Origin of the sequence: Thermomonas mangrovi (assembly GCF_028201335.1) — a bacterium.
Taxonomy (GTDB): domain Bacteria; phylum Pseudomonadota; class Gammaproteobacteria; order Xanthomonadales; family Xanthomonadaceae; genus Thermomonas; species Thermomonas mangrovi.
The window spans coordinates 449,546-463,472 of the sequence record NZ_JAPEVV010000001.1; the positions used below are offsets into that span (position 1 = coordinate 449,546).

At 69.8% G+C, this 13,927-nt stretch carries 9 protein-coding genes; all 9 read left to right on the forward strand.

The window, feature by feature from the left end:
• Positions 1 to 19: 19 nt before the first annotated feature.
• The 9 genes from dnaK to recJ all read left to right on the forward strand — a co-directional run bounded on the left by dnaK (position 20) and on the right by recJ (position 13,926).
• The gene (gene dnaK / locus ON759_RS02205; protein WP_271678708.1) at positions 20 to 1,948 is read left to right on the forward strand and encodes a molecular chaperone DnaK; all 1,929 of its coding nucleotides are present in this window, start codon (positions 20 to 22) and stop codon (positions 1,946 to 1,948) included.
• Positions 1,949 to 2,024: 76 nt separating this feature from the next.
• Positions 2,025 to 3,158 carry a molecular chaperone DnaJ gene (gene dnaJ / locus ON759_RS02210; RefSeq protein ID WP_271678709.1) on the forward strand — a complete coding sequence of 378 codons (1,134 nt, stop codon included), beginning with the start codon at positions 2,025 to 2,027 and terminating at the stop codon, positions 3,156 to 3,158.
• Positions 3,159 to 3,277: 119 nt separating this feature from the next.
• Positions 3,278 to 5,443 (forward strand): DUF1631 family protein, encoded by a 2,166-nt coding sequence (locus tag ON759_RS02215; protein ID WP_271678710.1) that lies wholly within the window; start codon positions 3,278 to 3,280, stop codon positions 5,441 to 5,443.
• Between the two features lie 51 nt (positions 5,444 to 5,494).
• Positions 5,495 to 6,205, forward strand: coding sequence for a 4-hydroxy-tetrahydrodipicolinate reductase (gene dapB, locus ON759_RS02220; protein ID WP_271678711.1), 711 nt, complete (start codon positions 5,495 to 5,497; stop codon positions 6,203 to 6,205).
• A gap of 171 nt (positions 6,206 to 6,376) precedes the next feature.
• A complete protein-coding gene (gene carA / locus ON759_RS02225) occupies positions 6,377 to 7,513 on the forward strand; it encodes a glutamine-hydrolyzing carbamoyl-phosphate synthase small subunit (RefSeq protein ID WP_271678712.1) in 1,137 nt (378 codons plus the stop codon).
• Position 7,514: 1 nt separating this feature from the next.
• Positions 7,515 to 10,754 carry a carbamoyl-phosphate synthase large subunit gene (gene carB / locus ON759_RS02230; protein ID WP_271678713.1) on the forward strand — a complete coding sequence of 1,080 codons (3,240 nt, stop codon included), beginning with the start codon at positions 7,515 to 7,517 and terminating at the stop codon, positions 10,752 to 10,754.
• Positions 10,751 to 11,230: a transcription elongation factor GreA gene (greA, locus tag ON759_RS02235; protein WP_271678714.1), complete on the forward strand. Its 480-nt coding sequence runs from the start codon at positions 10,751 to 10,753 to the stop codon at positions 11,228 to 11,230. Before carB ends, greA begins: the two co-directional genes overlap by 4 nt.
• Before the next feature lie 3 nt (positions 11,231 to 11,233).
• Complete coding sequence (locus tag ON759_RS02240; protein ID WP_271678715.1) at positions 11,234 to 12,184, forward strand: phosphoglycerate mutase; 951 nt, start codon at positions 11,234 to 11,236, stop codon at positions 12,182 to 12,184.
• On the forward strand, positions 12,181 to 13,926 hold the full coding sequence (gene recJ / locus ON759_RS02245; RefSeq protein ID WP_425608424.1) for a single-stranded-DNA-specific exonuclease RecJ: 1,746 nt from the start codon (positions 12,181 to 12,183) through the stop codon (positions 13,924 to 13,926). Before ON759_RS02240 ends, recJ begins: the two co-directional genes overlap by 4 nt.
• Position 13,927: the final 1 nt, after the last annotated feature.

The window sequence follows — 13,927 nt, forward strand, 5'->3', positions numbered from 1 at the left end:
CATCCAGAGGAACCAAGACATGGGCAAGATCATCGGCATCGACCTGGGCACCACCAATTCCTGCGTCGCGATCATGGAAGGCGGCAAGGCCAAGGTCATCGAGAACAGCGAGGGCGACCGCACCACGCCGTCGATCGTCGCGTGGACCAAGGATGGCGAAGTCCTGGTCGGCGCCTCGGCCAAGCGGCAGGCGGTCACCAACCCGAAGAACACCTTCTACGCGGTGAAGCGCCTGATCGGCCGCAAGTTCACCGACGCCGAGGTGCAGAAGGACCTGGGCCTGGTGCCGTACGCGATCACCCAGCACGACAACGGCGATGCCTGGGTCGCGCTGACCGACGGCAAGAAGCTGGCCCCGCAGGAAGTCTCGGCGAAGGTGCTGGAGAAGATGAAGAAGACCGCCGAGGCCTACCTGGGCGAGGCGGTCACCGAGGCGGTGATCACCGTGCCGGCCTACTTCAACGACAGCCAGCGCCAGGCGACCAAGGACGCCGGCCGCATCGCAGGCCTCGAGGTCAAGCGCATCATCAACGAGCCGACCGCGGCCGCGCTGGCCTATGGTTTGGACAAGGGCGACAACAAGGATCGCAAGATCGCGGTGTACGACCTCGGCGGCGGCACCTTCGACGTGTCGATCATCGAGATCGCCAACATCGACGGCGAGAAGCAGTTCGAAGTGCTGGCCACCAACGGCGACACCTTCCTCGGTGGCGAGGATTTCGACAAGCGCGTCATCGATTACCTCGTCGAGGAGTTCCAGAAGGAGCAGGGCATCGACCTGCGCAAGGACCCGCTGGCCCTGCAGCGCCTGAAGGACGCCGCCGAACGCGCCAAGATCGAGCTGTCCAGCGCGCAGCAGACCGAGGTCAACCTGCCCTACGTCACCGCCGACGCCTCCGGCCCGAAGCACCTCAACATCAAGCTGACCCGCGCCAAGCTGGAAGCCTTGGTCGACGACCTGGTCAAGAAGACCATCGAGCCCTGCCGCATCGCCCTCAATGATGCCGGCCTGCGCGCGTCCGACATCACCGAGGTGATCCTGGTCGGCGGCCAGACCCGCATGCCCAAGGTGCAGGCGGCGGTGGCCGAGTTCTTCGGCAAGGAGCCGCGCAAGGATGTCAACCCGGACGAGGCCGTCGCCATCGGCGCGGCGATCCAGGGCGGCGTGCTCGCGGGCGACGTCAAGGACGTGCTGCTGCTCGACGTCACCCCGCTGAGCCTGGGCATCGAGACCCTGGGCGGGGTGATGACCAAGATCATCGAGAAGAACACCACCATCCCGACCAAGGCGTCGCAGGTGTTCAGCACCGCCGAGGACAACCAGACCGCGGTCACCGTGCATGTGCTGCAGGGCGAGCGCGAGCAGGCCCGCTACAACAAGTCGCTGGCCAAGTTCGACCTCACCGGCATCGACGCCGCGCCGCGCGGCATGCCGCAGGTCGAGGTGAGCTTCGACATCGACGCCAACGGCATCCTGCACGTGTCGGCCAAGGACAAGAAGACCGGCAAGGAGCAGAAGGTCGAGATCAAGGCCGGCTCGGGCCTGTCGGACGACGAGATCCAGCGGATGGTGCAGGACGCCGAGGCCAACCGCGAGGAAGACAAGCGCTTCCACGAGCTGGTGACCGCGCGCAACCATGCCGATGGCCTGATCCACGCCACCCGCACCGCGATCAAGGACAATGGCGACAAGCTGCCGGGCGATGCCATCGGCCGCGCGGAAGGCGCCATCGCCGAACTCGAGACCGCGATGAAGGGCGACGACAAGGGCCAGATCGAGGCCAAGTCGAAGGCGCTGGAAGAGGCCGGCCAGGCGCTGTTCGCGGCTGCGGCCGCGGCGGGCCAGCAGGCGGGCGGCGAACAGGCCGGCCCGGCAACGGGCGGTGGCGACGACGTGGTCGATGCCGAGTTCACCGAGGTCAAGGACGACGGCAACAAGCAGGCCTGAGCGCCCGCCTGAAGCGACAACTCCGACGGGCAGGCCAGTGGCCTGCCCGTCTCGGTGAAAGGACCCGGCAACGACGATGAGCAAGCGCGACTACTACGACGTCCTGGGCGTGGCCCGCAACGCCAGCGATGAAGACCTGAAGAAGGCGTATCGCCGCTGCGCGATGAAGCACCATCCCGACCGCAACCCCGGCGACGCCAGCGCCGAGGCCGCGTTCAAGGAGTGCAAGGAGGCCTACGAGGTGCTGAGCGACGGCGGCAAGCGCCGCATGTACGACCAGCACGGCCATGCCGCGTTCGAGCACGGCATGGGCGGCGGCAACGCCGGGCCGGGCTTCGGTGGCGCCGACATGGGCGACATCTTCGGCGACATCTTCGGCAACATCTTCGGCGGCGGCGGACGCCAGCAGGGGCCGCGCCGTGGCGCGGACGTCGGTTACATCCTCGAGCTGGACCTCGAGGAGGCGGTGGCCGGGGTGGAGAAGCGCATCGAGATCCCCACCCTGGCCAGCTGCGAACCCTGCAACGGCAGCGGTTCCGCCGACGGCAAGGTGCAGACCTGCACGACCTGCCACGGCCGCGGGCAGGTGCGCATGCAGCGCGGGCCGTTCGCGATGCAGGCGCCGTGCCCGCATTGCGGCGGCAGCGGCAAGACCATCCCCAACCCGTGCCCGCACTGCGACGGCAACGGACGCGTCGAGGAAGAGAAGACGCTGTCGGTGAAGATCCCGGCAGGCGTGGACAGCGGCGACCGCATCCGCCTGGCCGGCGAGGGCGAGGCTGGCCCGGCCGGCACGCCGCCCGGGGACCTGTACGTCGAGGTCCGCGTGCGCCCGCATGCGATCTTCCAGCGCGACGGCGACGACCTGCACTGCGAGGTGCCGATCCGCATCTCGCAGGCGGCGCTCGGCGACGTGGTCCGCGTCCCCAGCCTGGATGGCGAGCTGGAGCTGCGCATCCCGGCGGAAACCCAGTCGGGCAAGGTGTTCCGCCTGCGCGATCGCGGGGTGAAGTCGGTGCGCAGCCGGCACCCCGGCGACCTGTACTGCAAGGTGGAGGTCGAGACGCCGGTCAACCTCACCCCCGAGCAGCGCGAGCTGCTGGAGAAATTCGAGGCCACCTTCGTCGGCGAGGACGCACGCAAGCATTCGCCGAAGTCGGCCACGTTCCTCGATGGGGTCAAGGGATTCTGGGACCGCATGGTGTCGTGACGCCCTCGATCGCGCGGAATGCGTCGCGCAAAGCGTCGCTTCTTGACGTAGATCACCCAAGCGTGACGTGGAGAGGGGTAGGCTGCATGGGGTAAAAATCCCTGTACAGGCAGCCCCCGATGTCGTACGACCCCCTGCAAGCCGAGCCGCGGCCGGATCCCGGCCCGCTCCTCGATGCCCTCCAGCGCCTGCTGTTGGAACGTGTCCCGCCGAGCCTGGACCGTGCGCTGGCTCGCGTCGACGACTACCTGTTCGATCGTAGCCAGTCCGGGGACGAGACCCTGGGCCTCAACGTGCTGCGCGACCTGCGCCAGGCGCGCGGGCAGATCTCGCGGCGCCTCGAGCAAGCGCTGCTTTCGGGATTCCGCGCCCTGCGCGACCCGATGGCACCGGCCGCCTCGCTCGACCACGCCAACATGAGCCTGCTGTCGGAGGATGGCCTCGAGGAACAGCTGGCCATCGAGCAACTGGCCGAAAGCCTTGCCCGCGCGCATGCGGGCGCACTCGAAGTCCTCGGCAAGCGCATGGCCTGCCTGCTGGACCGCGACAGCCTGCCGCCGGCCGAAGATCCGCTGGCACCGACCTTCCTGGCGGGCGCCCTGCGCAGGTCGGTGGAGGCGCTCGAACTCGGCGCCGGCGTGCGCATCGTGCTGTTCAAGTTCCTGGAGCGCGAACTCGGGCCGACGCTCGGGCAGGTCTACGACCGCGCGAACGCGTTGTTGGGCGGCGCGGGGATTCTCCCGCACCTGCGGACCGGCCAGCGGATGGACGGCAGCACCACGGGCGCAGGAAGGGAAGCGGAGCAGGCCGGCGGCGCGTCGGGCAGTCCCGCGATGACCCAGCCCAGCCCCGCCGACCAGGCCACGTTCGCAACCATGCTCAACCTCCTGCAAGGCTGGCGAACCGCGGCCGGGCCCGGGCTGGCGGGGCAACCCGGCGCGGGGCCGATGCAGACCCTGAGCTCCGGCGAATTGATGACCATCCTCAGCCTGCTGCAGAGCGACCTGCCCGGGCAGCTGCAACAGGACCGACGCGAACACTCGTTCGCCAGCCAGTTGCGCCGCGAGGTGGCCCAGGGCGCGAAGAAGCTGGGGGTCGCCAGCGACAACCTGCACCTCGATGGCCTGGATGAGGACGCGGTGGACCTGGTGGCACTGCTGTTCGACGTCCTTCTGGACGGGCCGCAGTTCGATCCCGACATCCGCCGCATGATCGGCCGGATGCTGGTGCCGTACGTCAAGGTGGCAGTGAAGGATCGGCGGATGTTCCTGTTCAAGGAGCATCCCGCGCGCCGCCTGCTGAACACGGTCGCCGAGGCCTGCGAGGGCAATCGTGGCGAGGCGCCGCAGGAGCGCGAATTGCTCAATCGCGTCGACCACACCATCGATCGCCTCGTCGCCGAGTTCAACGAAGACGTCGCGATCTTCGAGGCGCTGGAGCAGGAATTGCGCGCCTACATGGCGCAGCATCGCAAGCGCGTGGAGCTGGCCGAGAAACGCGCGGCCGAGGCGCAGCGCGGACGCGAACGCCTGGACCATGCCCGTAGCGCCGTCAATGCAGCGCTCGCCCAGCACCGCGGGGAGCGCCAGCTTCCCGGTGTGATCGATGGTTTCATCAACCGCTATGCGGCGCACCACTTGATCCAGGTGATGCTGCGAGACGGCCACGGCTCGCCGCGGTTCGAGGAAGCGATGCTGGCGGTCGAAGACGTGTTGTTGGCCTTCGACCATGCCGAATTGCGGACCCCGGCGGCGGAGCTGCCCGCGCTCCCGCGCAAGCAATTGCTGGAGATCCTGTCGAGTTCCGGGTGCACCGGGGAACCGGCGGAGGGTGCGTTGGCCTCGATGCAGGACGCCCTCGTCCGCCTGGCAGGTGGCGAACGCGCCGCGGACATCGCAACCCGGCTCCCCGAGCAGGTCATCGCCCCGGAGCCCCCGGCGCCGCCCGAGCCCGAGCCGGTCGCCCTGCAACTGGTGGCGGGAACCGACACCCTGGATTTCGACGCCAGCGTGCTCGAGCGCATGCGCAAGCTCAAGGTCGGGGGGTGGATCCAGCTGCAGACCGCCGTCGACCGCATCGAACCGGCGAAGGTCTCATGGATCAGCCCGATCTCCGGCCGCCTGCTGCTGGTGAACCGCCGTGGCATCCGGGTGCTGGTCGCAGCGCCCGAGGAACTGGCCGCGATGGCCAAGCTGGGCAAGGTGACGCTGCGCGAGGGCGACACCATGTTCGACGACGCCATGCACCAGGTGGTGGATCGCCTCAAGGCAGCAAGCGCCGGGTGATGGGCGGCGCGGCGCTTGCCCACGAAGGCATGCGTCGCTAGCCTGCCCGGGATGAGCGCTTCCCCGGTGAAATTGATCGTCCATGGCGCCCGCGGACGCATGGGCCAGGCCTTGCTCCGGCTTGCTGCCGTCGACCCCGGGGTCGTCGTGGTCGGTGCCGTGGCCCGCACGCTCGATGGCCGGATCGTCAAGGGCGTGCCGCATTTCCTCGCCTCCGAATTGGCGGGCGTGCCGGCGTTCGACGTCGCGGTCGACTTCAGCCTGCCCGAGGGCTTCGACGCCGTGCTGGCCTTGTGCCGCGCGCGCGGGGCGGCGCTGGTGTCCGGGACCACCGGCCTGTCCGCTGACCAGCAGGCGGCGATGGACGCGGCTGCCGCAGGCATCCCGCTCGCCTGGGCGAGCAACTTCAGCCTCGGCGTGGCGGTGCTGCAGGCGCTCGTCGAGCGCGCGGCGCACGCCTTGCCCGGGTGGGACTGCGACATCGTCGAGGCACACCACGCACGCAAGCTGGACGCGCCCTCGGGCACCGCGCTGACCCTCGGTGCCGCGGCCGAGTCGGGCGGCGCCAGCCCGCGCTACGCCTCGCTGCGGGCCGGGGACATCGTCGGCGAGCACCTCGTGCAGTTCGCCGGGCCGGGGGAACGCCTCGAACTTGTGCATCGCGCGACCAACCGCGACATTTTTGCGCGCGGCGCTCTCCACGTGGCCCGGCGACTGGCAGGACGCCCCCCGGGACGCTACCGGATCGCCGACCTGCTCTGATCCCGGATACGTGAACCAAAGCGGCGGCGGCCGCGCGCCAAGGCTGGCCGCGGGCGGCGCTTGCCGGTACAATTCCCGCTCGCCTACACACCCCAGCTCCGGATCGGTTCACGCCGCTTCGGCGCTTTCTTGCAACCCGCTTTCCAGCGACCTTCCTGCAGGGCGACGCACTTGGACATACCCGCCATCCTCGCCCTTGAAGACGGCACCGTCTTCGAGGGCATTTCCGTGGGCGCGACCGGCCTCTCCGTAGGCGAGGTGGTGTTCAACACCGCCATGACCGGCTACCAGGAGATCCTGACCGATCCCTCGTACGCACGGCAGCTGGTCACGCTGACCTATCCGCACATCGGCAATACCGGGTGCACTGACCAGGACGACGAAGCCGCGCAAGCCTGGGCCGCCGGCCTGATCGTGCGCGACGTGCCGCGCCGGCCGAGCAACTGGCGCAGCCAGGTCGCGCTGCCGGACTGGCTGCGCGCCCGCGGCATCGTCGCCATCGCCGGCATCGACACCCGCAAGCTGACCCGCATCCTGCGCGACCGCGGCTCGCAGAACGGCGCCTTGCTGGCCGCCAAGGCGCATGGTGAGGCGCTGGACGTCGACCATGCCATCGAGGCCGCCCGCAAGTTCCCGGGCCTGAAGGGCATGGACCTGGCCAAGGTGGTGAGCACCGCATCCGCCTACCGCTGGGAGGAAGGCCAGCTCGACCTCGACCGCAACGCATTCGTCCGCGCAGCGCCCAGGTTCAAGGTCGTCGCCTACGACTTCGGCGCCAAGCGCAACATCCTGCGGATGCTGGCCGAGCGCGGCTGCGACGTGCACGTGGTGCCGGCGCAGACCCCTGCCGCCGAAGTGTTGGCGATGCAACCCGACGGCATCTTCCTGTCCAATGGCCCGGGCGACCCGGCGCCCTGCGACTACGCCATCGCCGCGATCCGCGAATTCGTGGCGGCGAAGATCCCGACCTACGGCATCTGCCTCGGGCACCAGTTGCTGGGCCTCGCGGTCGGTGCGCGCACGCTGAAGATGCCGCACGGCCACCACGGCGCCAACCACCCGGTGCAGGACCTCGATTCGGGGCGGGTGATGATCACCTCGCAGAACCATGGCTTCTGCATCGACGAAGCCACGCTGCCCGCGAACGTGCGCGTGACCCATCGCTCGCTGTTCGATGGCACCAACCAGGGCATCGAACTGACCGACGCACCGGCCTTCAGCTTCCAGGGGCATCCGGAAGCCTCGCCCGGCCCGCACGACGTGGCGCCCCTGTTCGACAAGTTCGTCGCCTTGATGGAGGACCACTGAGATGCCGAAGCGCACCGACATCAAGAGCGTCCTGATCATCGGCGCCGGCCCGATCGTGATCGGCCAGGCCTGCGAGTTCGACTATTCCGGCGCGCAGGCCTGCAAGGCCCTGCGCGACGAGGGCTACCGGGTGGTCCTGGTGAATTCGAACCCGGCCACGATCATGACCGACCCGGAGATGGCCGACGCCGTCTACATCGAGCCGATCAATTGGCATACGGTCGAGAAGATCATCGCCAAGGAAAAGCCCGACGCGCTGCTGCCGACGATGGGCGGGCAGACCGCGCTGAACTGCGCGCTGGACCTGGCCGACCACGGCGTGCTGGAGAAGCACGGCGTGGAGCTGATCGGCGCCTCGCGCGAGGCGATCCGCATGGCCGAGGACCGCGAGCTGTTCAAGCAAGCCATGGCCGATATCGGCCTGGAGTGCCCGCGCGCGGAAGTGGCGCGCAGCTTCGAGCAGGCGGTGGAGATCCAGGCCAGGGTCGGCTACCCGACCATCATCCGCCCGAGCTTCACCCTGGGCGGCAGCGGCGGCGGCATCGCCTACAACAAGGAAGAGTTCGAGGAGATCGTCAAGCGCGGCCTCGACCTGTCGCCGGTGGGCGAGGTGCTGGTCGAGGAATCGGTGCTCGGCTGGAAGGAGTTCGAGATGGAGGTGGTCCGCGACACCGCGGACAACTGCATCATCGTCTGCAGCATCGAGAACCTCGACCCGATGGGCGTGCACACCGGCGACAGCATCACCGTCGCCCCGGCGCAGACCCTGACCGACAAGGAATACCAGCGCCTGCGCGACGCCAGCATCGCGGTGCTGCGCAAGATCGGCGTCGACACCGGCGGCAGCAACGTGCAGTTCGGCATCAATGCCCAGGACGGGCGCGTCGTGGTGATCGAGATGAACCCGCGGGTGTCGCGGTCCTCGGCGCTGGCCTCGAAGGCGACCGGCTTCCCGATCGCCAAGGTCGCGGCCAAGCTGGCGGTCGGCTACACGCTCGACGAATTGAAGAACGAGATCACCGGCGGTCTTACCCCGGCCAGCTTCGAACCGGCGATCGACTACGTGGTGACCAAGATCCCGCGCTTCGCCTTCGAGAAGTTCCCGGCCGCCGACGCGCGCCTGACCACCCAGATGAAGTCGGTGGGCGAGGTGATGGCGATCGGCCGCTGCTTCCAGGAATCGTTGCAGAAGGCGCTGCGCGGGCTGGAGACCGGCAAGACCGGGCTCGACCCCACCGGCCTCGACCTCGCCGCCGAGGACGACCTGGTGCGCCTGCGCCGCGAGGTGAAGGAACCCGGCCCGGAGCGCATCTTCCACCTCGCCGACGCGTTCCGCGCCGGCATGTCGGTGGAGGAGGTGCATGCGCTGTCGTTCGTGGACCCGTGGTTCCTCGACCAGATCGAGGAGCTGATCGAGGCCGAGGTCGACGTGTCCTATCGCGGGCTCGAGGGCCTCGACGCGCGCCGCCTGCGCGCGCTCAAGCGCAAGGGCTTCTCGGACGCGCGGATCGCCGCGCTGGCCGGCACCGACGAGGGCGCGGTGCGCGCCCTGCGCAAGGCCTTCGGCGTGCGCCCGGTGTACAAGCGGGTGGACAGCTGCGCGGCCGAATTCGCCACCGGCACCGCCTACCTGTACTCGACCTACGAGGACGAGTGCGAGGCCGCGCCCAGCGACCGCCGCAAGATCATCGTGCTCGGCGGGGGCCCCAACCGGATCGGGCAGGGCATCGAGTTCGACTACTGCTGCGTGCACGCCGCGCTGGCGCTGCGCGAGGACGGGTTCGAGACCATCATGGTCAACTGCAACCCGGAAACCGTGTCCACCGACTACGACACCTCCGACCGCCTGTACTTCGAGCCGCTGACGCTGGAGGACGTGCTGGAGATCGTCGAGCTGGAGAAGCCGCAGGGCGTGATCGTGCAGTACGGCGGGCAGACGCCGCTGAAGCTGGCGAAGGCCCTGGAGGCCAACGGCGTGCCGATCATCGGCACCTCGCCGGAGTCGATCGACCTTGCCGAGGACCGCGAGCGCTTCCAGAAACTGGTCGACGACCTCGGCCTGCTGCAGCCGCCGAACCGCACCGCGCGCAGCCCCGAGGAGGCGCTGAACCTGGCGCGCGAGATCGGCTACCCGCTGGTGGTGCGGCCGAGCTACGTGCTGGGCGGCCGGGCGATGGAAGTGGTGCATGCCGACGCCGACCTGGCGCGCTACATGCGCGAGGCGGTCAAGGTCAGCCACGACTCGCCGGTCCTGCTCGATCGCTTCCTCGACAACGCGGTCGAGGTCGACATCGACGTCATCGCCGACCGCGAGGGCCGCGTGCTGGTCGGCGGGGTGATGCAGCACATCGAGGAAGCCGGCGTGCATTCCGGCGATTCCTCCTGCTCGCTGCCGCCATACTCGCTGTCCGCGCGCACCCAGGACCGGCTGCGCGAGCAGGTGGTCGCGCTGGCCAAGGCGCTGGACGTGGTCGGCCTGATGAACACCCAGTTCGCGGTGCAGACCAGCGACGATGGCGAGGACGTGATCTACCTGCTGGAAGTCAACCCGCGCGCGAGCCGCACGGTGCCGTTCGTGTCCAAGGCGATCGGCCAGCCGCTGGCGAAGATCGCCGCGCGCTGCATGGCCGGCAAGACGCTGGCGGAGCAGGGCGCAACCAGGGAAATCGTGCCGGGCTACTACTCGGTGAAGGAGGCGGTGTTCCCGTTCGCCAAGTTCCAGGGCGTGGACCCGATCCTCGGCCCGGAAATGCGCTCCACCGGCGAAGTAATGGGCGTGGGCCGCAGCTTCGAGGCTGCGTTCGCGCGCGCCGAGGAAGCCGCGAACATCCGCGCGCCCAACCCGGGCAAGGCGTTCATCTCGGTGCGCGATCCCGACAAGGCGCGCGTGCTGCCGGTGGCCCGCTACATGATCGAGCGCGGCTTCTCGATCGTCGCTACCAGCGGCACGGCCGACTACCTGAGCGCGCAGGGCATCGCCTGCGAGCGCGTCAACAAGGTGATCGAGGGCCGACCGCACGTGGTCGACCTGATCAAGAACGGCGAGATCAGCTACATCGTCAACACCACCGAGGGACGGCAGGCGATCGCCGACTCCTTCTCGATCCGGCGCGAGGCCCTGCAGCAGCGCGTCACCTATTCGACCACCGTGTCCGGCGCGAACGCATTGCTGCATTCGCTGGACCACCGCGGCGCGGGCGACGTGCTCTCGCTGCAGGAACTGCACAAGGAACTTGCATGAGCCGAGCCCCCATCACCGCGAAGGGCGCCGCCCGCCTGCGCCTGGAACTCGAGGAACTGAAGTCGGTCAAGCGCCCGGCGGTGATCAATGCGATCGCCGAGGCCCGCGCGCATGGCGACCTCAAGGAAAACGCGGAGTACCACGCCGCGCGCGAGCAGCAGGGCTTCATCGAGGGACGCATCAAGCACCTCGAGGCCGAGCTCTCGCATGCGCAGGTGATCGACGTGGCCACCCTCGATGCCGGCGACAAGATCGTGTTCGGCGCCACCGTGGTGCTGGCCGACAGCGAGACCGACGAAGAGAAGACGTACCAGATCGTTGGCGACCTCGAAGCCGACATCAAGCAGGGCCTGATCGCGATCTCCTCGCCGGTGGCGCGCGCCATGATCGGCAAGCACGAAGGCGATGCGATCACCATCGAAGCCCCCGGCGGCACCCGCGAGTACGACATCGTCTCGGTGAAGTACCAGGGCTGAGCCGTGCCGCGGCTAACGCTGCTGCTGCCGCCCGCCGCGCGCCTGGGGAGGCAGGCGTTGCCACCCGGCGTCGCCCGCGCACTCGGGCGTGGCGACCTGGGCCGGGCGGAAGCCGGGCATGCCGCGCAACTCGCCCGTCATTTCGATGCGTCGCCCGGGCCGCTGGCGGAGGCCGCGCTGACCCGCGCCGCCGACACCGATCCGGCGGACGCACGCGATGGCGCCTGGCTGCGCGCCGACCCCGCACATGTGCGTCCCGACATCAATGGCGCCCGCCTGCTCGGGATCGGCGGACAGCTGCAGCCAAGGCAGGCCGACGTCGATGCGCTGTTGCCCGCGTTGCAACCGCTGTTCGCCGAGCACGGCCTGCACCTGGACGCACCGCATCCGGCGCGTTGGTACCTGCGATTGCCCCCCGGGATCGTGGTGCCGGCCTTCGCCGCACCGGACGACGCGCTGGGCGACGACCTGTTCGAGCACATCCCGGGCGGGGCAGAGGCCCGCCGCTGGCGGCTGCTGGCCAGCGAAGCGCAGGTGACCCTGCACAACCATCCGCGAAATGCCGCGCGCATCGCCGCGGGCCTGCCGGCGATCAACGCACTGTGGTTCTGGGGCGGGGGCACCGATGCCGCCGCGGTGTTGCCCGAGGCCATCGCCAGCGCATCCCCGACCCTGTATTCCGACGATGTCCTGCTGCACGGCATCGCGCGGATCGCCAAGGTGGAGGCCATGGCCCTGTCCCGCTGCGATCCCGCCACTGCCACCGATGCGCTGGTCGACCTGCGTGGCGAGCGCGATCCCGCGCGCCTGGTCGGCACGTGGCTTGCGTCGGCGGTCGCGCGCGTGCCCGTCTGCGACCTCGTCCTCGATTTCGCCGATGGGCTCGTGATCCACCTGCGCCTCGCACAGCGCTGGCGTGTGTGGCGTCGCCCGCTGGCCGCCTTGCCGGCGTGAACGCTGCGCTGCGCATCCGCCAGCGCGCGCCGGGGCCCGAGGGCGCGTGGCCGGCCGACTATCCCCCCTTGCTGCGGCGCCTGCATGCGGCACGCGGCGCGACCGGCCCGGCGGAGGCGCTACCGCGCCTGGCCGACCTGCCTGCGCCCGACGCGATGCCGGGCATCGAAGCGGGCGTGTCCATCCTCGCTGCTGCGATCGCCGAAGGCCGCCGGATCGTGGTGGTCGCCGACTTCGATTGCGATGGCGCCACCGCCTGCGCGGTGGGCGTGCGCGGGCTGCGCATGCTCGGTGCAGCGGACGTGGCGCACGCGGTGCCGAATCGCGCGGTGCATGGCTACGGCCTGACCCCGGGGCTGGTCGAGGAACTCGACGCGCTTCGACCGGAGGTGCTGGTCACCGTCGACCACGGCATCGCCTGCCACGCCGGGATCGCCGCAGCGAAGGCGCGCGGCTGGCAGGTCCTGGTCACCGACCACCACCTGCCCGGCGACACCCTGCCGGATGCCGATGCCATCGTGAACCCGAACCTGCCCGGGCATGCGTTCGGCAGCCGCGCGCTGGCTGGCGTCGGCGTGGTCTTTTACCTCCTGCTGGCGCTGCGTCGGCACCTGCGCGAGGCAGGCCACTTCGGCGATGGCATCCCGGACCTCGGCCAACTGCTCGATCTGGTCGCGGTGGGCACCGTGGCCGACCTGGTGCCGCTGGACGCCGCCAACCGCGCACTGGTCGGTGCCGGCCTGCGCCGCCTGCGCGCGGGGCAGGGCTGCGCCGGCCTGCGCGCGCTGGTCGAGGTCGCCGGTCGCCACGAGGCGACGCTGACCACCAGCGACATCGGCTTCGGCATCGGCCCGCGGATCAATGCAGCCGGGCGGCTGGAAGACATGGCGCTGGGCATCGCCTGCCTGCTGGAGGACGACATCAGCCGCGCCCGCGTGCTCGCCGCGACGCTGGACGCGATCAACCGCGAACGTCGCGAGCTGCAGCAACAGACCACCGACGACGCGGAAGCCGTGCTCGCCCGTCTGCCCTCGCCGGAGATCCTGCCGCCGGTGCTGGTCCTCCATGACCCTACCTGGCATGCCGGCGTGGTCGGCCTGGTGGCCTCGCGCATTGCGCAACGCGTGCATCGCCCGGCCTTCGTGTTCGCCCCGGCGCAACCCGGCAGCGGCGAGCTGCGCGGCTCCGCACGCTCGATCCCCGGCCTGCACATCCGCGACCTCATCGCGCGGGTCGATGCCGCGCATCCGGGGCTTGTCCTGCGCTTCGGCGGGCACGCAATGGCGGCCGGGCTCACCCTGGCCCGCGAGCGCCTGCCCGCGTTCGACATCGCCGTGCGCGCCGCGACCGAAGCCATGCTGGACCCGGCCCTGCTACAACAGGAGCTGCTCAGCGACGGCGCGCTGCAGGCCCACGAGTTCGCCATCGGCACCGCGATCGCCCTGCGCGATGGCGGCCACTGGGGCCAGGCCTATCCGGAGCCCGTGTTCGACGGCGTGTTCGACGTGCTGCGCTGGCGCAAGATCGGCGAGCGCCACCTCAAGCTGGAACTTGCCCCGTCGGCCCCGGACGTCGGCAAGATGCGCCTCGATGCGATCCACTTCAGCGGTTGGGCCGGCGCGGCGCCACCGTCCCGCGTGCGCATCGCGTATCGGCTGGCGCCGGACGACTACCGCGGCGGCGACGCTATCCAGCTGGTGATCGTGCACCTGGAATCGGCCGTGGATGGCGGCAACTGCTAAA

Excerpts from the sequence above, each read along its gene's own strand:
- dnaK (WP_271678708.1), top strand. The coding sequence starts at position 20 with ATGGGCAAGATCATCGGCATCGACCTGGGCACCACCAATTCCTGCGTC.
- dnaJ (WP_271678709.1), top strand. The coding sequence starts at position 2,025 with ATGAGCAAGCGCGACTACTACGACGTCCTGGGCGTGGCCCGCAACGCC.
- ON759_RS02215 (WP_271678710.1), top strand. The coding sequence starts at position 3,278 with ATGTCGTACGACCCCCTGCAAGCCGAGCCGCGGCCGGATCCCGGCCCG.
- dapB (WP_271678711.1), top strand. The coding sequence starts at position 5,495 with ATGAGCGCTTCCCCGGTGAAATTGATCGTCCATGGCGCCCGCGGACGC.
- carB (WP_271678713.1), top strand. The coding sequence starts at position 7,515 with ATGCCGAAGCGCACCGACATCAAGAGCGTCCTGATCATCGGCGCCGGC.
- greA (WP_271678714.1), top strand. The coding sequence starts at position 10,751 with ATGAGCCGAGCCCCCATCACCGCGAAGGGCGCCGCCCGCCTGCGCCTG.